Here is a 21,131-nt window from a genome sequence, read left to right as displayed (position 1 = left end):
CGCTTCAGCAGGGCTTGCCGTTGGTGCGGTTGTCAGCTGGCTGTACGCACACCTGCTCAACGATGGATTGAATCTGGGGGCTCTTGTCGCGAATGCTGCTGGTGAAGCTGCTGATAAAACGTTCGGCTGAAGCGGCATCGTCAAAGCGTCGCGCACCATTGAGGTTGCCAGTGTAAGAGCCGTTGCTGGACGCGTAGCACTGTTGGTAGCCGCTGCACTTGAGTGCAACGACCCATACCGTCGAGTTGACCAGCACTCCAGCTTGAGCAAGGCCTGTGACTAATAGCAGTGAGAGAAGGGCTACGCGCATATCGAGAACTCCTGTAGTCGAAAGCACGAGAGTAGCGGTTGGGGGACGCTTCGGCTATCGGATACTGGCATCAGTGCCCGGTTTGCTCAGGTGTATAGGGCGGTATAACCCGCCGGTTCGATCATTGTTGGCGTGCTCTGGGTCTCATCCCCGTTCGCTCATTGCCGCCAGCGCCACCGAGGCGGCGGCGGTGCGGGTTTCCACGCCCAGCTTCACGTACACGTGCTCCAGATGCTTGTTCACCGTGCGTGGGCTGAGGCCGAGGATGTCGCCGATGTCGCGGTTGGTCTTGCCACAGGCTACCCAACGTAGCACCTGTACTTCACGCTCGGTGAGCTGGAAGCGCGCCGATAGCTTGGCATGCGCCGGAGCATCGTCGAGGCTGAGGCTGACCGGTTTCGACGCCGCACGTGCGGCTTGCAGGATGCGTGCGGTGCGCAGGTGCGAGGCGACGCGGGCGAGCACCTCCTCGGGGTTGATCGGCTTGGTCACGTAGTCGATGCCGCCGGCCTCGAAGCCCTGCACCACGTGCTCGCTGTCGGTCAGGGCGGTCATGAACAGCACCGGGATATCGGCGCTGCTCGGCTCGGCCTTGATTCGCCGGCAGGTCTCGAAACCATCCAGCCCCGGCATCATCGCGTCGAGCAGGATCAGGTCGGGGCGCCGCCGCTGGATCCGGCCCAAAGCGCTTGCGCCGTCCAGCGCTACCAGCACCATGTAGCCGGCGTCGTCGAGGGCGTCGGAGAGCAGCGCGAGATTATCCGGTGTGTCGTCGACGATCAGGATGATGCCGCGCTCGGCCGACAGGCTGGCGGGCGAGTACGACTCAGACTGGTGGAGCGGCGCATTCATGTTCGGCCTCCTTCAGTTTGCGGTTGAATTCGTCGAGCTGGAAGCTCTTCACCAGCAGGCGCAAGGCGGCGGTGAAGCCGGCGCAGTTCGGGTCGCGCTGGTCGATATCGTCCAGGCGTTGCTGGATGCCACGCACGTAACCCAGCGCGCCCAGTTCGCGCAGCGCCTGCAGGTCGTCGCTGCCCGGCAATGTGATGGCTGCAGGCTGCGGCAACTGCTCCTGAGTGCGGCGCAGCCATGTCAGGCCGAGCTGGTGCTGAATGCGCTCCAGCAACTGCGGGGTGTACACCGGTTTGGCCAGGTAGTCGTCGCAGTCGGCGGCGATGCTGCGTTCGCGGTCGTCGGTGAAAGCATTGGCGGAGATCACGATGATCGGCGCGAGGCACTGGGTGTTGCGACGAATCAGGCGACTGGTTTCCCAGCCGTCCATCTGTGGCATGGACAAGTCCATCAGGATCAACGCCGGGTTGTGCAGCGCCACCTGACGGATCGCTTCCTGGCCACTGGCTGCCTGGATCACCTCGAAGCCCAGCGGCTCGAGCATGCCTGCGAGCACGCGGCGATGTTCGAGGTGATCGTCCACCACCAGAATCAGACGGCGCTCGCCCTGGTAGCCGGTGATGTCGTGTTCGACATGCACCACCGCCTGCGGTACGCGCACTTCGGAAAGGAACAAACGCACCTGAAAACGCGTGCCCTGGCCGTGTTCGCTGTGCACCGAGAGCTCGCCGCCCATCAACGAGGTGAGCATGCGGGTGATGGTCAGACCGAGGCCGACGCCGTTGTCCTGGCGCATCAGGTCGCCGCGTTCGAAGGGCTGGAAGATCCGTTCGATCTGTTCCGGGGCGATGCCAATACCAGTGTCGATGATCTCGAAAGTGGCCGTCTCGCGCATGTAGCCGACGCGCAGGCATACCTCGCCGCGCTCGGTGAAACGCACGGCGTTGCCCAGCAGGTTGATCAGGATCTGCCGCACGCGTTTCTCGTCGCCGCGCACCACGGTAGGCATGCGGCCGATGCATTCGAGGCGAAAGTGCAGGCCTTTCTCCGCCGCCTGCGGGGTGAACATGCGCTCGATCTGGTCGATGAACTCCGGAAAGGGTATTTCCGCCAGTTCCAGGTGCAGTTTGCCGGCCTCGATCTTGGCCACGTCGAGCAGGCCATCGATCAAAGACAGCAAGTGCGAGCCACTGCGCAGGATGGTGGCCAGGGCATCCTTGTGCTGGTTCTGCATGGCGGCGTCGCGCTGCAGGATCTGGGTGTAGCCAAGGATGCTGTTGAGTGGTGTACGCAGCTCGTGCGACAGCCCGGTGACGTAGCGGCTCTTCGCCGCATTGGCCGATTCGGCGGCTTCCTTGGCCTGCTGCAGGGCTTCGTCGGTCTTGCGGTGGGCTTCGATTTCCTGCATCAGCAGCAGGGTCTGACGGTCCGATTCCTCTTGCGCGACACGTCGGCTTTCGCGGGTCAGCACCAGCCACCAGGCGAGCATGGCGGCGAATAACGAGAGCGTCAGGAAGGCCTTGAGGAAAGCCTGGAACAGTGTCTGGCGGACTTCCGGCTCCTGTGTCAGCAGGCTTAGCGACACCTGGCTATAGATCAACGCCAGTGCGCCGAACAGCATCAGTACCAGCAGGCATAGCAGGCCCAGGTATTGCGCCAGACGGCTGTGCAGGCGCGGGATGGAGACGCGCGGGAAGAGCCAGCCGATGAAGTCGTCGAGCTGATCGCTCAGGCGGGCTCTGGGTTTGCAGCGATCCTCGCAGCGCGCGTCGAGCGAGCAGCACAGTGAGCAGATCGGTGCGCCGTAGGCGGGGCAGTGCGCCGTGTCCGGCTCCTCGAAACGGTTGTTGCACAGGCAGCATTGCACCTGGCCGGCTTCGGTGTAGGGGTAGAGCAGATGCGGCTGACGCTCGCGAGCGATGTAGTAGCGCCCGCCCGTGAGCCAGGCCAGCAGCGGCGCCAGCAGGAACGCTGAGCCCAGTGCCACGGCCGGTGAGGCCGCCTGCGCCAGGGCGCCGAACAGGCCGCCGTGGGCGAGCACCGAGAGCAGCGAGGCGATCAGCATGGCGCCGACGCCCACCGGGTTGATGTCGTAGAGGTGTGCGCGCTTGAACTCGATGTATTTCGGCGACAGGCCCAGCGGCTTGTTGATCACCAGGTCGGCCACCAGCGCGCCGATCCAGGCGATGGCGATATTGGCGTAGAGGCCGAGCACTTCCTCGATCGCCTCGAACACGCCCAGCTCCATCAACATCAGGGCGATGGCCACGTTGAATACCAGCCACACCACGCGACCGGGGTGGCTGTGGGTGATGCGGGCAAAGAAATTCGACCAGGCCAGCGAGCCTGCGTAGGCGTTGGTGACGTTGATCTTCACCTGGCTGACGATGACGAACAGCACCATGGCCGCCAGTGCCCATTGCGGCGAGGCGAACACGTAGTTGAATGCCACCAGGTACATCTGCGTCGGCTCGGCCGCGCGCTCCATGGGAATTTCATGCTGCAGGGCGAGAAAGGCGAGGAAGGCGCCGGCGAGCATCTTCAGCGCGCCGGGGATGATCCAGCCAGGGCCGGCCAGCAGCAGCGCCGTCCACCAGCGTACGCGGTTGGCGCGGGTTTTCTCCGGCAAAAAACGCAGGTAGTCGACCTGCTCGCCGATCTGCGTGATCAGCGCCAGGGCGACGGTGCAGGCAGCGCCGAAGTGCAGCAGGTTGAAGCTGCCGGGGTCGCCCTCACGGCCGGCGAAGCTGGTCCAGTCCGATAGCGCCTCGGGGTTCTTGGCGATGACGAACACGTAGGGCAGCACCAGCAGGAACAGCCACACGGGCTGCGTCCACATCTGCAGGCGGTTGATCAGGGTGATGCCGTAGGCCACCAGCGGAATGATGATGATCGAGCAGATCACATAGGCCAGGGCCAGCGGGATGTTGAAGTACAGCTCCAGGGCCAGGGCCATGATCGCCGCTTCGAGGGCGAAGAAGAGGAAGGTGAAGCTGGCGTAGATCAGCGAGGTGATGGTCGAGCCGATGTAGCCGAAGCCGGCGCCACGGGTGAGCAGGTCCATGTCCAGGCCGGAGCGGGCGGCGTAGTAGCTGATCGGTAGGCCGGTGAAGAAGATCACCAGGCTGACCGCGAGAATCGCCCACAGGGTGTTGGTGAAGCCGTAGGACAGCGCCAGGGCGCCGCCGATGGCTTCCAGGGCGAGGAACGACACGGCGCCGAGCGCGGTGTTGGCGATGCGCAGCTCCGACCATTTGCGGAACGACCTGGGCGTGAAGCGCAGGGCGTAGTCCTCCATGGTCTCGTCGGCGACCCAGGCGTTGTAGTCGCGACGGATCTTGATGATGCGCTGGGTGCCGGTTGGCTGCACGGGCGAAGTCCTGCTGGCGTTATCGGGTAAGACCTTCCCTGTCGCGCGTCCCTGTAGGAGCCGGCTTGCCGGCGATGTGTAGGGCTGAAATGGGCGAATCGCCCGCAAGCGGGCTCCTACGGTGCGTTGAAATTGCAACTTCCATGCCCTGGCTCGGCGAGGCCTCTGCCGCGCGCGCGGGCTTCTGTCTGCCTGGTTTTTCTGCGCTGAGCTTGCACCAGGCTGGAGCAGGGCGCTGTACGTCAGATGACGTATGCCCTTACGTCATGCTGCGTATACCCCGCTCGGTGGAGCAAACGCATCCTTGCTGCGAAGCCAATAACCAGCACAGGAGCACGACCATGGACTCTCAACCGATTCGACTTCTTCCACGCCGGCTGGCGGTGGGGGCGGCAGCGCTCTCGCTGCTGGCCGCCAGCCTGTTCAGCCATGTGGCCAGCGCCGAGGTGAATACCACCGGCCTGGCGGTGACCGACAGCGAGGTCACGGTTGGCATTCTGCATTCGGCCACCGGCACCATGGCCATTTCCGAAACCGGTTCGATCCAGGCCGAGCGTCTGGCCATCGAGCAGATCAACGCCAGCGGCGGCGTGCTCGGCCGGCAGATCAAGGTCGTTCAGGAAGATGGGGCTTCCGACTGGCCAACCTTCGCCGAGAAGGCGCGCAAGCTGCTGGTCGGCGACAAGGTCGCTACCGTGTTCGGCTGCTGGACTTCGGCTTCGCGCAAGGCGGTGCTGCCAGTGTTCGAAAAGGAAAACGGCCTGCTCTACTACCCAACCTTCTACGAAGGCCTGGAACAGTCGAAGAACGTCATCTACACCGGCCAGGAAGCCACTCAGCAGATCCTCGCGGGCCTGGACTGGGTCGCCAAGGAGAAGGGCGCGAAGACTTTCTACCTGCTGGGCTCGGACTACATCTGGCCGCGCACCTCGATGAAGATCGCGCGCAAGCACATCGAAAACGTGCTCGGCGGCAAGGTCGTCGGCGAGGAGTACTACCCGCTGGGCAACACCCAGTTCGGCTCGCTGATCAACAAGATCAAGCTGCGCAAGCCAGACGTGGTGTTCGCCGCCGTGGTCGGTGGCTCCAACGTCGCCTTCTACAAGCAGATGAAGGCCGCTGGCGTCACCGCCGACAAGCAGACCCTGCTGACCCTGTCGGTCACCGAAGACGAGCTGCTGGGTATCGGCGGCGAGAACATGGCCGGCTTCTACGCCTCGATGAAGTACTTCCAGAGCCTGGACAACCCGAACAACAGCGCCTTCGTCGAAGCCTTCAAGGCCAAGTACGGCAAGGATGCGGTGATCGGTGACGTGACCCAGGCCGCCTACCTCGGCCCGTGGCTGTGGAAAGCCGCCGTGGAGAAGGCTGGCAGCTTCGACATCGACAAGGTGGTCGCCGCTTCCCCAGGCATCGAGCTGGACACCGCGCCGGAAGGCTACGTCAAGGTGCACGACAACCATCACCTGTGGAGCAAGACCCGCATCGGTGAAGTGCAGAAAGACGGTCAATTCAAGGTGGTGTTCGAGTCCGACCTGATCGAGCCGAACCCCTTCCCGGAAGGCTACCAGTAACACTTCTCTCCTCTTAGGAGCCGGCTTGCGGGCGATCCTTGGCGCCTCACGGGCCGATCGCCGGCAAGCCGGCTCCTACCGGCTTTTCTCTTTTCTTCTGGAGACCATCGACATGGAATGGCTATCGGAATTCGGCGCCATCGCAGCCATGCAGGGGTTCAACGGCTTGTCCGTGTTCTGCGTGCTGCTGCTGATGGCTCTGGGGCTGGCGATCATCTTCGGGCAGATGGGCGTGATCAACATGGCGCATGGCGAGTTTCTCACCATCGGCGCCTACACCACCTTCGTGGTGTCTTCACTGACGTCCAGCTACGCACCGGCCTTCGGGCCTTACTATTTCTTCTTCGCGATCATCCTCTCGTTCTTCATCGCCGGCGCCATCGGCTGGCTGGTGGAATGGGCGATGATCAGCAAGCTCTACCAGCGTCCGCTGGACACCCTGCTGGCCACCTGGGGCCTGTCCCTGGTGATGCAGCAGGGCTTTCGCTCGATCTTCGGCGCGCGTGAAGTCAGCGCCACGTTGCCGGACTGGCTGATGGGCTCCTGGAACCCGACCGAGGCCATCGACATTCCGCGCAATGGCCTGTTCGTCATGGGCCTGACCCTGCTGCTCACCGCCTTGCTGTTTCTGATGATCTACCGCTCGCGCTGGGGCCTGCAGGTGCGCGCCACCATGCAGAATCGGGTGATGGCGCGCTCCGTGGGCATCAATACCAAGCGCGTCGACCGCATGACCTTCGCCCTAGGCTGTGGCGTGGCAGGCGTTGCAGGCGCTGCTTTCACCACCATCGGCTCGACTGGGCCTACGGCAGGTTCGCTGTACATCGTCGATACCTTCCTGGTGGTGGTGTTCGGCGGCGCCTCCAGCTTGCTCGGCACCATCGCCTCGGCCTTCAGCATCGCCCAGGCGCAATCGCTGCTGGAGTTCTTCACCAGCGGTTCGATGGCCAAGGTGTTCACCCTTTCCGCCGTGGTGCTGATCCTGATGCTGCGCCCGCAGGGGCTCTTCTCGGCCAAGGTGCGCAAATGAAAAGTCACTTTCAACCTACTGCGCGCCCCATCTGCGGCGTCGCGCGGTGCTCGCTTCCTCGACGTACTACATGTACGCCTTCGTCGCTGCGCTCCGGGCTTCTTGCAGCTGGAGCTGCTCGCTACGGTTCAAAGCGACTTTTTGTATGCAGGGGGATTAACGGATGAAAAACGCATACGAAAGCCTGCTCGGCGGCAAGCAGGGCGCCATCGGCCTGGCGCTGCTCGCCGCGCTGATCCTGGTGGTATTCCCGCTGGCGCTGGATGCCTTCCGTCTGAACATGGTGGGCAAATACCTGACCTATGCCTTCGTTGCCGTTGGCCTGGTGCTGTGCTGGGGCTATGGCGGCATCCTGAGCCTGGGCCAGGGCATCTTCTTCGGCCTGGGTGGCTACTGCATGGCGATGTTCCTCAAGCTCGAGGCCTCCGACCCGGAGAGCACCAAGATCCAGTCCACACCCGGCATCCCGGACTTCATGGACTGGAACCAGATCACCGAACTGCCGCTGTTCTGGGAACCCTTCCACAGCCTGAGCTTCACCCTGATCGCCGTGGTAGTGGTGCCGGTGTTGCTGGCGTTGGTGATCGGTATTGCGATGTTCAAGCGCCGCGTCGGCGACGTGTACTTTTCCATCGTCACCCAGGCCATCGCGCTGATTCTCACCGTGCTGATCATCGGCCAACAAGGGCTGACCGGTGGGGTCAACGGCATCACCGATCTGCGCACGCTCAAGGGCTGGGACATCCGCAGCGACGAGGCCAAGCTGGTCCTCTACTTCGTCAGTGCGGCGCTGTTGATCGGCTGCATTCTCATCGCGCGTTTCATCATCGCCTCCAAGCTGGGCCGTCTGCTCCTGGCGATGCGCGACAAGGAAGAGCGGGTGCGTTTTTCCGGTTACGACGTGGCCAGCTTCAAGATCTTCGTGTTCTGCGTCGGTGCGGCGTTCGCCGGTATCGGCGGGGCGATGTTCACCCTGCAGGTGGGCTTCATGTCACCGAGCTTCGTCGGCATCGTGCCGTCGATCGAGATGGTCATCTTCGCTGCGGTCGGTGGGCGCCTGTCACTGCTCGGTGCGGTGTACGGCGCGTTGCTGGTCAATTTCGGCAAGACCTACTTTTCCGAGAGTTTCCCTGAGCTGTGGCTGTACCTGATGGGCGGCCTGTTCATCGTCGTGGTCATGTACTTCCCCAATGGACTGGCCGGCCTGTGGGACAGCCACGGCAAACGCTGGCTGGCACGCCTGCGGCGCAAACCGCAGGTGCTCGTTACACCACCGCCTGCCGTCATCGCCACCCGCAAGCGTCCAACCCCTGAACTGGAGACCACGCCATGAACAGCCCCGCAGGCTTTCAGGCCGCCAAGCCGGTACTGGCCATCGAAGGGCTGACCGTGTCCTTCGACGGCTTCAAGGCGGTCAATGACCTCAACCTCTACGTCGACCGCAACGAGGTGCATGTGGTGATCGGCCCCAACGGGGCCGGCAAGACCACGGTGCTCGACCTGATCTGCGGCAAGACCCGCGCCACCGCCGGCAGCATCGATTTCGACGGCCGTGAGCTGACCAGGATGCGCGAGTACGACATCGTCCGCGCTGGCGTCGGGCGCAAGTTCCAGAACCCGTCGATCTACGAAAACCTGACGGTGTTCGAGAACCTGGAAATGTCCTATCCGGCCGGGCGCAAGGTGTTCGGCGCGTTGTTCTTCAAGCGCACGCAAGAGGTGATCGAGCGCGTCGAGCAGGTGGCGCAGGAAATCATGCTCGGCGATCACCTGCACCGTCAGGCCGACCTGCTCTCGCACGGGCAGAAACAGTGGCTGGAGATCGGCATGCTGCTGATGCAGGACCCGCAGTTATTGATGCTCGACGAGCCCGTGGCCGGCATGAGTGTCAGTGAGCGAGTGGCCACGGCCGATCTGCTCAATCGCATCAGCCAGGGCCGTTCGGTGCTGGTCATCGAGCACGACATGGAGTTCGTCAAGAGCATCGCCCACCGCGTCACGGTGCTGCACCAGGGCAAGGTGCTGGCCGAGGGCAGCATGGAGGCGGTGCAGAGCAATCCCAAGGTCATCGAGGTGTATCTGGGGCATTGATCCCGGATGCCGAGGCTTCCACCGACCGTAGGGTGCGCCGTGCGCACCATGCGACCGAGCCGCGTAGCCCGGATGAGATCCGGGACGTGTTTAGCAAGGAGTCATCTATGTTCCAGATCAGCAACCTCGCTTCCGGCTACGGCCAGAGCCAGATACTCCACGAGCTCAACCTCGACGTGGCGAAGAAGGAAATCGTCGCGGTGATGGGCCGCAACGGCATGGGCAAGACCACTCTGTTCAAGAGCCTGATGGGCATCCTGCCGCAGTGGGGCGGGCAGATTCGCGTGGACGGCAAGGACGTGTCGAAACTGGAGACCCATCAGCGGGTGGAAAGCGGCATCGCCTACGTGCCGCAGGGGCGGATGATCTTCTCGCACATGACCGTGCTGGAAAACATCCAGACCGGCCTGCCGGCTTCGGCCGGTGGCAAGGTGCCGGACGATCTCTATGCGCTGTTCCCGGTACTGCTCGAGATGCGCCACCGCAAGGGCGGCAACCTCTCCGGTGGCCAGCAGCAACAGCTGGCCATCGCCCGCGCGCTGGCCACCAACCCCAAGGTGCTGCTGCTCGACGAGCCGACCGAGGGCATCCAGCCGTCGATCATCAAGGATATCGCCCGCAGCCTGAAGGAGATCCGCAACATGCGCGATCTGACCATCGTGGTGTCCGAGCAGGTGCTGTCGTTCACCATGGAAATCGCCGACCGCTTCCTGGTCATCGAGAAGGGCAAGTTCGTCGTCGAGGAAACCCGCGACAAGGTCGATGAGGCGAGCATCAGTCGCTATCTGTCGGTGTGACGCAATCTGTAGGAGCCCGCTTGCGGGCGATGCTGTCGCTTGCAATCAATCGCCGGCAAGCCGGCTCCTACAGGTACAAATTCCCGCTTTACGGCCGGTGTGTTCTCCATGCACCGGCCGCTTTTTCGCGCCTGCGAAAAATGCCTGCAGGCCGCATGAGTCCTGCAATGCGGGCATACGTCATCCAACGTATTGGCCGATTTCACCGCGCGTTCGAGACTGGCTGCGTATCCCGGCACAGGCCGGCATTCCTCACAGGTCTTATGGAGCTCAGTCATGACCGATACCCTGATCAAGGTCGACCTCAACCAGGCTGCTACCGAAAACGAGCAGGTGCACAACCGCTGGCACCCGGACATTCCCATGGCCTGCTGGGTCAATCCGGGGGATGACTTCATTCTCGAGACCTACGACTGGACCGGCGGTGCGATCAAGAACGACGACGACGCCAGCGATGTGCGTGACGTCGACCTGTCCACCGTGCATTACCTGTCCGGCCCGGTAGGTGTGAAAGGCGCTCAGCCAGGTGACCTGCTGATCGTCGAGCTGCTCGATATCGGCGCCAAGCAGGACATGCTCTGGGGCTTCAACGGCTTCTTCTCGAAGAACAACGGCGGCGGCTTTCTTACCGACCATTTTCCGTCCGCTCAGAAGTCGATCTGGGACTTCGAGGGTATGTTCACCAAGAGTCGGCATATTCCCGGTGTGCGTTTCGCCGGCCTGATCCACCCAGGGCTGATCGGCTGCCTGCCGGATCACAAAATGCTCGCCGACTGGAACAAGCGCGAGCAGGCGCTGATCGACACCAACCCGACCCGCGTACCGCCGCTGGCCAACCCGCCGTTCGCCAGCACCGCACACATGGGCAAGATGAAGGGCGAGGCGCGCGATCTGGCAGCCGCTACCGGCGCACGCACCGTGCCGCCGCGGGAGCATGGCGGCAACTGCGATATCAAGGATCTGTCGCGCGGCTCGAAGATATTCTTCCCGGTTTACGTCGACGGCGCCGGCCTGTCGGTGGGCGACCTGCACTTCAGCCAGGGTGATGGCGAGATCACCTTCTGCGGCGCTATCGAGATGGCCGGCTGGGTGCACATGAAGGTCGAGCTGATCAAGGGTGGCATGGCCAAGTACGGCATCAAGAACCCGATCTTCAAGCCCAGCCCGATCGTGCCCACCTACAACAACTACCTGATCTTCGAGGGTATCTCGGTCGACGACGACGGCAAGCAGCACTACCTGGACGTCAACCTGGCCTACAAGCAGGCCTGCCTCAACGCCATCAACTACCTGACCAAGTTCGGCTACTCGCCGGCCCAGGGCTACTCGCTGCTCGGCTCGGCGCCGGTACAGGGGCATATCAGCGGCGTGGTCGACATCCCCAACGCCTGCGCCACGCTGTGGCTGCCGACCGATATCTTCGAGTTCGACATCAACCCCAGCGCCAGCGGCCCGACCAGGTTCCTCGACGGCAGCATCGACCTGCCCATCGCCTACGACAAGTGAGCGTACCCGCCTGTGGGAGGGGCTTCAGCCGCGACAATCGCCGCTAAAGCGCCTCCCACAATGCGCCGTCGTCCTATCTTCCCCGAGGAGCGCTCCGATGCCCATTTACGAATACGACTGCCCGAGCTGTGGCGATTTCACCGTGCTGCGGCCGATGGCCGAGCGCGACGCCGCCTGCGCCTGCCCGTACTGCGACGCGCCGAGCGAGCGGGTGATCCTCAGTGCCCCGGGTCTGGCCAGCATGGCCGGCAGCCAGCGCCGCGCCCATGAAACCAACGAGCGCAGCGCCCATGCGCCGCAGAGCCTCGAAGAGTACAAGGCCAACCGCAAGCACCCGGCCGGCTGCAGTTGCTGCGGCCCGAGCAAACCGGTGGAGCGGACCAAGGCCAACCCCCACGGACTCAAGGCCAGTCCTTCGGCACGGCCGTGGATGATCAGTCACTGAGGCTGTTTATTGGGTCCCCGCCTGCGCGGGGATGACGTGGGTTTTCACCGTCATTCCCGCGAAGGCGGGAATCCAGTTCGCAGAACGTTCCGTAGGAGCGGCTGGGCGGCATCGCGCTTCAGCCGCGATAACCGGCGACACAGAGAGAATTTCGCGGCTGAAGCCGCTTCCACAAACCGCAGTCAACCGGAGGATATACAGCCATGCGCCACGGCGATATTTCCAGCAGCCCTGATACCGTCGGCGTCGCCGTCGTCAATTACAAGATGCCGCGCCTGCATACCAAGGTCGAGGTGCTCGACAACGCGCGCAAGATCGCCGAAATGATCAAGGGCATGAAGCTCGGCCTGCCCGGCATGGATCTGGTGGTGTTCCCCGAGTACAGCACCATGGGCATCATGTACGACAAGGACGAGATGATGGCCACCGCCGCGACCATCCCCGGTGAGGAAACGGCGATCTTCTCCGCCGCCTGCCGCGAGGCCAAGACCTGGGGCATCTTCTCGCTCACCGGCGAGCGCCACGAAGAGCACCCGCACAAGGCACCGTATAACACTCTCATCCTGATCAACGACCAGGGCGAGATCGTCCAGCGTTACCGCAAATGCATTCCCTGGTGTCCCATCGAGGGCTGGTATCCGGGCGACCGCACTTACGTCTCCGAAGGCCCCAAGGGCATGAAGATCAGCCTGATCATCTGCGACGACGGCAACTACCCGGAAATCTGGCGTGACTGCGCGATGAAGGGTGCCGAGCTGATCGTGCGCTGCCAGGGCTACATGTACCCGGCCAAGGACCAGCAGGTGCTGATGGCCAAGACCATGGCCTGGGCCAACAACTGCTACGTGGCGGTAGCCAACGCCACCGGCTTCGACGGCGTGTACAGCTACTTCGGCCACTCGGCGCTGATCGGCTTCGACGGCCGGACGTTGGGCGAATGCGGTGAAGAGGAAATGGGCATCCAGTACGCTCAGCTGTCGGTGTCGCAGATCCGTGATGCGCGGGCCAACGACCAGTCGCAGAACCATCTGTTCAAGCTGCTGCACCGTGGCTACACCGGCGTCTACAACTCTGGTGATGGCGACAAGGGCGTGGCCGATTGCCCCTTCGAGTTCTACCGCACCTGGGTACTGGATGCGCAGAAGGCTCAGGAGAACGTGGAGAAACTCACCCGCTCGAGCATCGGCGTGGCCGACTGCCCGGTCGGTGAGCTGCCGCATCCGGGCAAGGAACGCGTTGCCGGATGAATACCGTGGGAGGGGCTTTAGCCGCGACTGTCTCTTTCGCGGCTAAAGCCCCTCCCACGTAATTTCAGCAACCCCGTCATCAAATCGAGGCGGTCTATGCCCTTCGCCAACGACCTGATCGACAGCAACCGCGAGCGCCTGGAGGATCAAGGCGTTACTCGGCTGCAATCACGCTTCCTCTTCGAGCCAATGGCAGTCATGGCCCTGCTACGTTCGCGCATCGTCGGCCAGGACGCGGTGCTGGCGCAGGTCGAGGCCATGCTCAAGGTGGTCAAGGCCGATATCGGCGAGCGCGAACGGCCACTGGCGGTCACCCTGTTCATGGGCCCGACCGGTGTCGGCAAGACCGAGATCGTGCGCCTGCTGGCGCAGGCCATCCATGGGCGCGCCGATGCCCTGTGCCGCATCGACATGCACACCCTGGCCCAGGAACACTACGCCGCCGCCCTGACCGGTGCGCCGCCTGGTTACGTCGGCAGCAAGGAGGGCACCACGTTGTTCGATGCAGAGGCCATCGCCGGCAGTTTCGGGCGGCCCGGCATCGTGCTGTTCGACGAGTTGGAGAAGGCCAGCCCCGAAGTGCTGCGTAGCCTGCTCGGCATTCTCGAACATGGCTGTCTGACCCTGACCGCCGGCAGCCGCACCCTGGACTTTCGCAACAGCCTGATCTTCATGACCAGCAACATCGGTGCGCAGCAGGCGCAACGCTACCGCGAGCGTTTCGCCCGTGGCTGGCGGCGTTGGTTGGGGCTGGCGCCGAGAGGTGAGGCCGCATTGCTGGAACAGATGCTGCACGAGCGCTTTGAGCCGGAATGGCTCAATCGTATCGACCGCATTCTGGTGTTTGAACGTGTCGACGAGCAGTGGTTGGATGCTTTGCTGAACATCGAGTTGGACAAGCTCAATCAGCGCCTGGGCCGTCAGGGCCGTGCGCTATACGTCGAACAGAGCGCCCGCGCCTGGCTGTGCCGCGAGCACGATATCCGCTTCGGTGCTCGTGCCTTGGCCCGGCGGCTGCGCACCGAACTTGAGCCGGCAATCGCCGAATGCCTGCTGAATGACCCCGCCACGACCCGACTGCTTTGCACCTGCGAGCACGATAGTTTGCAGGTCAGCGAGTGCTCTTCGTAGGAGCCGGCTTGCCGGCGATCAGGGTTAAGCGTGGTTCAGAAGCTGATCGCCCGCAAGCGGGCTCCTACACGTTTGAGCCTTTAGTGATGCTCGCGCGTTGCGCGGAATTTGACCTCCGGCCAGCGCTCTTCCATCAGGCTGAGGTTGACGCGGGTCGGGGCCAGGTAGGTGAGGTGGCCGCCGCCGTCAACGGCGAGGTTCTCATGGGCCTTGTCCTTGAATTCCTTGAGCTTCTTCTCGTCGCTGCACTCGATCCAGCGGGCCGACCAGACGTTGATCGCCTCGTAGGCGCACTCGACCTTGTATTCCTCCTTCAGACGGCTGGCGACCACGTCGAACTGCAGCACACCGACCGCACCGAGGATGATGTCGTTGTTGCGCTCGGGGAAGAACACCTGGGTGGCGCCTTCCTCGGCCAGCTCCTGCAGGCCCTGGCGCAGCTGCTTGGATTTCAGCGGGTCCTTCAGGCGCACGCGGCGGAACAGTTCCGGGGCGAAGTGTGGGATGCCGGTGAAGCCCAGGTTTTCGCCTTCGGTGAAGGTGTCGCCGATCTGGATGGTGCCGTGGTTGTGCAGGCCGATGATGTCGCCGGCGTAGGCCTCTTCCAGGTGCTCGCGCTCGCTGGAGAAGAAGGTCAGGGCGTCGCCGACGCGCACGTCCTTGCCCAGGCGCGCGTGGCGCATCTTCATACCCTGTGTGTACTTGCCCGAGCAGATGCGCATGAAGGCGATGCGGTCGCGGTGTTTCGGGTCCATGTTCGCCTGGATCTTGAACACGAAGCCGGAGAACTTCTCCTCGGTCGGCTCCACCGTGCGCTCGTTGGCCGCGCGTGGCAGTGGGCGCGGCGCCCAATCGACCACGGCGTCGAGCACATGGTCGACGCCGAAGTTGCCCAACGCGGTGCCGAAGAATACCGGGGTCATGGTGCCTTTGAGGAAGGCTTCAGGTTCGAACTCATGGCAGGCGCCCTGCACCAGTTCCAGCTCTTCGACGAAGCGCTCGTACATGTCGCCGAGGTGGTTGCGAGCTTCGTCGGAATCCAGCTTCTCGATGATCTTGACTGCGGTGCGCTCATGGCCATGACCCGGGGTGTAGACGATGATGTAGTCGCCGGTCAGGTGGTAGACGCCCTTGAAATCCTTGTAGCAGCCGATCGGCCAGGTGATCGGCGCTGCCTTGATGTTGAGCACCGCCTCGATCTCGTCGAGCAGTTCGATGGGGTCGCGGATGTCGCGGTCGAGCTTGTTGATGAAGCTGACGATGGGCGTATCGCGCAGGCGGCACACGTCCATCAGGGCGATGGTACGTGGCTCGACGCCCTTACCGCCGTCGAGCACCATCAGCGCGCTGTCCACCGCCGTCAGGGTGCGGTAGGTGTCTTCGGAGAAGTCTTCGTGGCCGGGTGTGTCGAGCAGGTTGATCATGTGCTCGCGGTAGGGGAACTGCATCACCGAGGTGGTGATGGAGATGCCGCGCTGCTTCTCCATCTCCATCCAGTCGGAAGTGGCATGGCGGTCGGATTTACGCGACTTCACGGTGCCGGCAACCTCGATTGCCTTGCCCATCAGCAGCAGCTTCTCGGTGATGGTGGTCTTACCGGCGTCCGGGTGGGAAATGATGGCGAAGGTGCGGCGCTTGGCGACTTCTGCGGCCTGGGTGGTCATGAATACGTGCCTGGATGGAATCGTTGAGGGTGCCTCAGGTTTTGTACGAAAGGTGCCTGCGCTCGGTGAGGCTGCGTTAAAAACAGCCTCAGAATGCTCATTTACAGCACGTAAACTCCGCTTCTTCGCCTGTTTTTGCCTTGCCTGACCTTCGCTCGACGACCTTTCGTACAGAACCTGGCACCCGTAAAACGCGCGATTATACCGATAACTGCGAGCTCTGGCGGAGAGCGGCTATCGGTTTTCAGATGGGCCGGTAGCTGATGCTGCCGGGCCGCGCCGTAGATGCGTAAATAACGCGTAAATGAATGGTTATGAAAATTATTCCCATATAGAGTGGCCGCCCTTCGCAGTGGGTCAGGGCAAGGGTGGCTCCGTCGTGTTCAAGAAAATCATCTTCCAGTTGCACTGGTTCTTTGGCATCAGCGCCGGCCTGGTGCTGGCCGTCATGGGCATCACCGGTGCTCTCTATAGCTTCGAGGGCGAGATAACCCGGGCGCTCAACGCCGAGCGCTGGCAGATCGAGCCCAGCGCACAGGGGCATCTCCCGCCCGGCGAGCTGGCGGCGAAGATCGAGGCCGCTACCGCTGATCGCGTCACCGGGTTGTGGGTCGATAGTCGCCATGACGGACCTGGCACCGCTTTTCTTGTACCTCCGCCGGGCGAGCGGCGTGGGCCGCGCATCGTGTTCGACCCCTACACTGGTGAAGTCCTGGCCGAGCCCGTTGGCCAGGACTTCTTCCACCTGATGCTGATGCTGCACCGCTTCCTGTCCATGGGCGAAGTGGGCAAGCAGATCACCGCTGCCAGTACGATTGCGCTGATGTTCTTCTGCCTGTCAGGCCTGTACCTGCGCTGGCCGCGCAAGGCCTTGAGCTGGCGCACCTGGCTGACTCTGGACTGGAGGAAGAAAGGTCGCAGCTTCAACTGGGACCTGCACGCCGTTGCGGGCACCTGGGCACTGCTGTTCTACCTCTGCGCCGGGCTCACCGGTCTCTACTGGTCCTATGACTGGTACCGCGAAGGGCTGACGCGCATGCTTTCCGATACCCCGGCCGAGCAACGCGGCGAGCGTGGCCGTGGCGGCCGCCAGGCGCCCAGCGGCCCCGCGCCGGAAGTCGACTACGATGCCGTGTGGCAGAGCATCCAGCAGACTGCCGGGCCCAAGATGGTTGCCTGGAACCTGCGCCTGCCGCCGGTGGCCGGGCAGCCGGCGACGGTTTTCTACATGCTCGATGGCGCCGAGCATGTGCGTGCCTTCAACCAGTTCCAGATCGATCCGAAAAGCGGCGAAGTCAGCCGTCATGAACGCTACGCCGACAAGAGCTTCAAGGCGCAGCTGCTGGCCAGCATCTACGCGCTGCACGTCGGCGAGTACTTCGGCATGCCGGGGCGCATTCTGATGATGCTGGCCACCGGGGCCATGCCGCTGTTCTTCATTACCGGTTGGCTGCTGTATCTGGATCGCCGGCGCAAGAAGCGCGCGGCGCTGGCGGCACGCTCTGCGTTGAAGGGCGACGATGCCGGCGATGGTTGGCTGGTCGGCTTCGCCAGCCAGAGCGGCTTCGCCGAGCAGTTGGCCTGGCAGAGCGCCGGGCAGTTGCAGGCCGCCGGCATTGCGGTGCGGGTCGAGCCGCTGTCGCGCGTCGATGCCGACAGCCTGCGTCAGGCGCAGAAGGCGCTGTTCGTGGTCAGCACCTTTGGCGACGGCGAGGCGCCGGATGCCGCGCAGGGCTTCGAGCGCAAGGTGCTGGGCGGCTCGCTGCCACTCGAACAACTGAGTTATGCCGTGCTGGCGCTCGGTGACCGGCAGTATCAGCACTTCTGCGGCTTTGCCCGGCGTATCAACGACTGGCTGGGCTTGCAGGGCGCGCAGCGGCTGTTCGACAGCATCGAAGTCGATGGCGCTGACCCGGCCGCGCTGCAGCGCTGGCAACAGCAGTTGAGCGAGCTGACCGGCGCCGCGCCGATTCGCTTCGAACAACTGCCCTGGCAGAACTGGACGCTGGCCGAACGGCGCCTGCTCAACCCGTGCAGCCAGGGGGCACCGGTGTTCTTCATTGGCCTGACGCCGCCGGCGCAGAGCACCTGGCAGGCCGGCGATATCCTGGAAATTCGCCCACGGCATGCGCTTGCGCGGGTGCAGGCCTGGCTGCAGCACTCCGGTTTCGACGGCCTTGAGCCGGTGACGCTCGATGGGCAGACGACAAGGCTGGGTGAAGCCCTGGCCGAACGCCAGTTGCCGGACAGCTTCGCTCATCTGGTTGGCCTGCATGCCCAGGCGCTGGTCGATGCACTGGTGCCGCTGGGTACGCGTGAATACTCCATCGCCTCGGTGGCGGCCGATGGTGTGCTGCAGTTGATCGTGCGCCAGGCGGTGCAGGCTGATGGCAGTCTCGGCCTGGGGTCTGGCTGGTTGACCGAGTACCTGCCCGAAGGGGGGCAGCTACTGGCGCGGGTGCGGCGCAACAGCGGCTTCCACCTGCCGGACGACAATCGCCCGCTGGTGCTGATCGGCAATGGCACCGGCCTGGCCGGACTGCGTTCGCTGCTGCGGGCACGTGCGCTGGCGGGGCAGGGGCGCAACTGGCTGCTGTTCGGCGAGCGCAACCGCGCCTGCGATTTCTTTTGTGGTGACGAGCTGCAGACGGCGCTGGCCGCAGGCGAGCTGCAGCATCTGGATCTGGTGTTCTCCCGCGATCAGGCGCACAAGCGCTACGTGCAGGATCTGTTGCGCGAGCAACACGAGCGCCTGCGTGCCTGGCTGGACGAAGGGGCTGCCCTTTACATATGCGGCAGCCTGCAGGGCATGGCCGGCGGTGTGGATGCGGCGTTGCGCGACCTGCTCGGCGACGAGGCCGTGCAGGCGCTGATCGAGGAAGGTCGCTATCGTCGTGACGTGTATTGACCCGAGCAAGACGCGCCATGTGGACCAGGGTTGCCGAAGTGGTTTTTATATATGAGAATCATTCGCTTTAATCGCCCTGAGTGACCCACATGACCGCCAGCCTGGCTCGCATCCTGATCGTCGAGGACGATCGCACCCTGGCCGCCCAGCTCGGCGAGCTGCTGCGCGGTCAGGGTTACGCCACCAGCGCCTGTCATCTGGGCGAGTCTGGCCTGGAGACGGCGCTGCGTGAGTCGCCGGATCTGCTGTTGCTCGACGTGATGCTGCCGGACGTCAATGGCTTTTCCGTGCTGCGGCGCCTGCGCGAGCAACAGCAGACTCCGGTGATCATGCTCACCGCATGCGGGGCTGAGGAGGAGCGCATTCGCGGCCTGCGCCATGGTGCCGACGATTACCTGCCCAAGCCTTTCAACATCACCGAACTGCAATTGCGCATCGACGCCGTGTTGCGCCGCACGCGCCCGCAGGAGAGTGCGCGCGGCGGCCAGGCGCAACAGTTGCAGGTCGACGAACTGCAACTGGACCGCCACGCCCAGCAGGCGCGGGTCGCAGGCTGCGACCTGGCGCTGACGCCACTGCAGTTCCGCCTGCTCTGGTTGCTGGTCAGCCATCGCGGTGAGGCGCTGAGCAAACCCTACCTGTACCGCATGGCGCTGGAGCGCGAGTACAGCCAGTACGACCGCAGCCTGGACATGCACGTCAGCCGTATCCGTCGCCGTCTGGGCGAGGCCGGCCTGGGCGCCGACCGGCTGCAGACCCTGCACGGCCGTGGTTACGCCTTCACATGAACCGGCGCCTGTTCTGGAAGCTGTGCCTGGTCATCGGCCTGGGCAGCGTGCTGCTGTTCTGGATCATCGCCCGCGTCGCCTGGCAGACCGAGGAGCGCATGAGCTTCATCGATGCCGAGCACCAGCGCACCCTGCGCCACTACGGCGAGCAGGCCGAGGCGATGTACCGCGCTGGCGATCATGAAGCGCTGGCGCGCTGGCTCACTACCCTGCAGCAGCAGGAGCAGACCTGGGCGGCAGTGGTCGAGTCCGAGGTGCGACCGTTGGCCGGCAGCGTGCTCAACGAGCGCTTCTACGAGGGCTTCGGCCTGGGCCGCGACGTGAGCTGGAAAATTCACCTGTACTTCCAGGAAAACCCCATCATGGATCTGCCGTTCGCCGACGGCCGGACCCATTTCCTGATCATCCTGCCGCAGCGCATGCGCCCCGGCCTCAACTGGCATTACGCCAAGCTGTTGCTGCAACTGGTGGTGCCACTGGTGTTGATGCTGATCGTCTGCCTGGTGCTCTACCGCCACCTGATGCAGCCGCTCGGTCGCCTGGAACAGGCCACCCGGCAGTTCAGCGATGGCCGCCTGGACGTGCGCGTGCGCTCGCTGCTGGGCTCGCGCAATGACGAGCTGGCGCGCCTGGCGGAGACCTTCGACGCCATGGCCGCGCGCACCGGGCAACTGATCATCGATCAGCGTCAGCGCCTGGCGGACATGTCCCACGAGCTGCGCACGCCGCTGACACGCATCGAGATGGCGGTGAGCCTGGCCGAGCAAGGCAGCGACCGGGTCGGCCTGCTCGAACGCATCCGCGAGGACTGCGCCGGCATGCGTCGCCTGGTCGAGGACGCCCTGACCCTGAGCTGGCTGGAAAACGAACGACCCGAGCTGCGCGACGAGAGCCTGGACCTGTCCGAGCTGCTCGACAGCATCCTCGACGATGCTCGCTTCGAGTACCCGGACCGGCAGATTCTCTGCCAGATGCCTGACAGCGCGCCGCTGCATGGCAGCAGCAATCGGGCGTTGGGCCAGGCCATCGAGAACGTGGTGCGCAATGCGCTGGACCACACCCCGGCGGGCGGCCAGATCGAGGTCAGCCTGGCCGAGGAGGATGGCGCCTGGCTGCTGCGGGTCGCCGATCAGGGCCCGGGCGTTGCCGAGCAATGGCTGGAGCGCATCTTCCAGCCGTTCTTTCGCGGCGGCAGCGAGCGCGCCGGTTTCGGCCTCGGCCTGGCGTTGGCACAGCGCCAGGTCAGCGCCACTGGTGGCAGCATTCGGGCGAGCAATCGCGCCGGTGGCGGTTTGCTCATGGACATCCGCCTGCCGCGCACGGCGGTGTAACAGTTGTAAAAGTGGTTCCCTGCCTGGGTGCTTGTGATGAGAATTCGCAAATGCGAAATATTCACATCTTTCCTGGGGAGGATCGAT

The 21,131-nt window shown here is 63.8% G+C and carries 16 protein-coding genes; 12 read left to right on the top strand and 4 right to left on the bottom strand.

What is annotated here, in order from left to right:
• Nucleotides 1–4: 4 nt before the first annotated feature.
• The 3 genes from INS93_RS01610 to INS93_RS01600 form a co-directional block, all read right to left on the bottom strand.
• Nucleotides 5–310, bottom strand: coding sequence for a hypothetical protein (locus INS93_RS01610; RefSeq protein WP_160019400.1), 306 nt, complete (start codon nt 308–310; stop codon nt 5–7).
• 144 nt (nt 311–454) lie between these two features.
• Nucleotides 455–1,162 (bottom strand): response regulator, encoded by a 708-nt coding sequence (locus tag INS93_RS01605; RefSeq protein ID WP_192980055.1) that lies wholly within the window; start codon nt 1,160–1,162, stop codon nt 455–457.
• On the bottom strand, nt 1,137–4,532 hold the full coding sequence (locus INS93_RS01600; RefSeq protein WP_192980054.1) for an ATP-binding protein: 3,396 nt from the start codon (nt 4,530–4,532) through the stop codon (nt 1,137–1,139). The genes INS93_RS01605 and INS93_RS01600 overlap by 26 nt, the downstream gene beginning before the upstream one ends.
• Before the next feature lie 341 nt (nt 4,533–4,873).
• Between INS93_RS01600 and urtA the strand changes: the two genes are divergently transcribed.
• The 9 genes from urtA to INS93_RS01555 all read left to right on the top strand — a co-directional run bounded on the left by urtA (nt 4,874) and on the right by INS93_RS01555 (nt 14,353).
• A complete protein-coding gene (urtA, locus tag INS93_RS01595; RefSeq protein ID WP_192980053.1) occupies nt 4,874–6,106 on the top strand; it encodes an urea ABC transporter substrate-binding protein in 1,233 nt (410 codons plus the stop codon).
• A 112-nt stretch (nt 6,107–6,218) separates the two neighbouring features.
• Nucleotides 6,219–7,136 carry an urea ABC transporter permease subunit UrtB gene (gene urtB / locus INS93_RS01590; protein ID WP_072423750.1) on the top strand — a complete coding sequence of 306 codons (918 nt, stop codon included), beginning with the start codon at nt 6,219–6,221 and terminating at the stop codon, nt 7,134–7,136.
• 163 nt (nt 7,137–7,299) lie between these two features.
• A complete protein-coding gene (gene urtC / locus INS93_RS01585; protein ID WP_192980052.1) occupies nt 7,300–8,469 on the top strand; it encodes an urea ABC transporter permease subunit UrtC in 1,170 nt (389 codons plus the stop codon).
• On the top strand, nt 8,466–9,227 hold the full coding sequence (urtD, locus tag INS93_RS01580; RefSeq protein WP_192980051.1) for an urea ABC transporter ATP-binding protein UrtD: 762 nt from the start codon (nt 8,466–8,468) through the stop codon (nt 9,225–9,227). The genes urtC and urtD overlap by 4 nt, the downstream gene beginning before the upstream one ends.
• A gap of 107 nt (nt 9,228–9,334) precedes the next feature.
• Nucleotides 9,335–10,024: an urea ABC transporter ATP-binding subunit UrtE gene (gene urtE / locus INS93_RS01575; protein ID WP_160019406.1), complete on the top strand. Its 690-nt coding sequence runs from the start codon at nt 9,335–9,337 to the stop codon at nt 10,022–10,024.
• Nucleotides 10,025–10,300: 276 nt separating this feature from the next.
• The gene (gene fmdA, locus INS93_RS01570) at nt 10,301–11,530 is read left to right on the top strand and encodes a formamidase (protein WP_192980050.1); all 1,230 of its coding nucleotides are present in this window, start codon (nt 10,301–10,303) and stop codon (nt 11,528–11,530) included.
• 97 nt (nt 11,531–11,627) lie between these two features.
• Entirely contained in the window at nt 11,628–11,975 is a 348-nt protein-coding gene (locus INS93_RS01565) for an FmdB family zinc ribbon protein (protein ID WP_045734082.1), read from the top strand.
• A 203-nt stretch (nt 11,976–12,178) separates the two neighbouring features.
• Complete coding sequence (locus INS93_RS01560) at nt 12,179–13,222, top strand: aliphatic amidase (RefSeq protein WP_192980049.1); 1,044 nt, start codon at nt 12,179–12,181, stop codon at nt 13,220–13,222.
• Between the two features lie 96 nt (nt 13,223–13,318).
• Nucleotides 13,319–14,353 carry an AAA family ATPase gene (locus tag INS93_RS01555; RefSeq protein WP_192980048.1) on the top strand — a complete coding sequence of 345 codons (1,035 nt, stop codon included), beginning with the start codon at nt 13,319–13,321 and terminating at the stop codon, nt 14,351–14,353.
• A gap of 80 nt (nt 14,354–14,433) precedes the next feature.
• On the opposite strand, the gene INS93_RS01550 is transcribed toward INS93_RS01555, so the two are convergent.
• Nucleotides 14,434–16,017 (bottom strand): peptide chain release factor 3, encoded by a 1,584-nt coding sequence (locus INS93_RS01550; protein WP_192980047.1) that lies wholly within the window; start codon nt 16,015–16,017, stop codon nt 14,434–14,436.
• 379 nt (nt 16,018–16,396) lie between these two features.
• Here INS93_RS01550 and INS93_RS01545 point away from each other — a divergent pair, with 379 nt between their 5' ends.
• From INS93_RS01545 to INS93_RS01535, 3 genes are all read left to right on the top strand, one after another.
• Nucleotides 16,397–18,925 (top strand): PepSY domain-containing protein, encoded by a 2,529-nt coding sequence (locus INS93_RS01545; protein ID WP_192980046.1) that lies wholly within the window; start codon nt 16,397–16,399, stop codon nt 18,923–18,925.
• 89 nt (nt 18,926–19,014) lie between these two features.
• Nucleotides 19,015–19,713 carry a response regulator transcription factor gene (locus tag INS93_RS01540; protein WP_192980045.1) on the top strand — a complete coding sequence of 233 codons (699 nt, stop codon included), beginning with the start codon at nt 19,015–19,017 and terminating at the stop codon, nt 19,711–19,713.
• The gene (locus tag INS93_RS01535) at nt 19,710–21,044 is read left to right on the top strand and encodes a sensor histidine kinase (protein ID WP_192980044.1); all 1,335 of its coding nucleotides are present in this window, start codon (nt 19,710–19,712) and stop codon (nt 21,042–21,044) included. The genes INS93_RS01540 and INS93_RS01535 overlap by 4 nt, the downstream gene beginning before the upstream one ends.
• The last annotated feature ends 87 nt before the right edge of the window (nt 21,045–21,131 follow it).

This window comes from Pseudomonas sp. EggHat1, from assembly GCF_014892995.1.
GTDB lineage: Bacteria > Pseudomonadota > Gammaproteobacteria > Pseudomonadales > Pseudomonadaceae > Aquipseudomonas > Aquipseudomonas chaetocerotis.
The sequence above is the reverse complement of the archived record's forward strand: the minus strand, read 5'-3'. Positions and strand labels throughout refer to the sequence as shown.

Bases quoted from the DNA above. Each gene is read 5' to 3' on its own strand.
- INS93_RS01610 (WP_160019400.1), bottom strand. From the start codon at position 310: ATGCGCGTAGCCCTTCTCTCACTGCTATTAGTCACAGGCCTTGCTCAA.
- INS93_RS01605 (WP_192980055.1), bottom strand. From the start codon at position 1,162: ATGAATGCGCCGCTCCACCAGTCTGAGTCGTACTCGCCCGCCAGCCTG.
- urtA (WP_192980053.1), top strand. From the start codon at position 4,874: ATGGACTCTCAACCGATTCGACTTCTTCCACGCCGGCTGGCGGTGGGG.
- urtB (WP_072423750.1), top strand. From the start codon at position 6,219: ATGGAATGGCTATCGGAATTCGGCGCCATCGCAGCCATGCAGGGGTTC.
- urtC (WP_192980052.1), top strand. From the start codon at position 7,300: ATGAAAAACGCATACGAAAGCCTGCTCGGCGGCAAGCAGGGCGCCATC.
- urtD (WP_192980051.1), top strand. From the start codon at position 8,466: ATGAACAGCCCCGCAGGCTTTCAGGCCGCCAAGCCGGTACTGGCCATC.
- urtE (WP_160019406.1), top strand. From the start codon at position 9,335: ATGTTCCAGATCAGCAACCTCGCTTCCGGCTACGGCCAGAGCCAGATA.
- fmdA (WP_192980050.1), top strand. From the start codon at position 10,301: ATGACCGATACCCTGATCAAGGTCGACCTCAACCAGGCTGCTACCGAA.
- INS93_RS01565 (WP_045734082.1), top strand. From the start codon at position 11,628: ATGCCCATTTACGAATACGACTGCCCGAGCTGTGGCGATTTCACCGTG.
- INS93_RS01560 (WP_192980049.1), top strand. From the start codon at position 12,179: ATGCGCCACGGCGATATTTCCAGCAGCCCTGATACCGTCGGCGTCGCC.
- INS93_RS01555 (WP_192980048.1), top strand. From the start codon at position 13,319: ATGCCCTTCGCCAACGACCTGATCGACAGCAACCGCGAGCGCCTGGAG.
- INS93_RS01550 (WP_192980047.1), bottom strand. From the start codon at position 16,017: ATGACCACCCAGGCCGCAGAAGTCGCCAAGCGCCGCACCTTCGCCATC.
- INS93_RS01540 (WP_192980045.1), top strand. From the start codon at position 19,015: ATGACCGCCAGCCTGGCTCGCATCCTGATCGTCGAGGACGATCGCACC.
- INS93_RS01535 (WP_192980044.1), top strand. From the start codon at position 19,710: ATGAACCGGCGCCTGTTCTGGAAGCTGTGCCTGGTCATCGGCCTGGGC.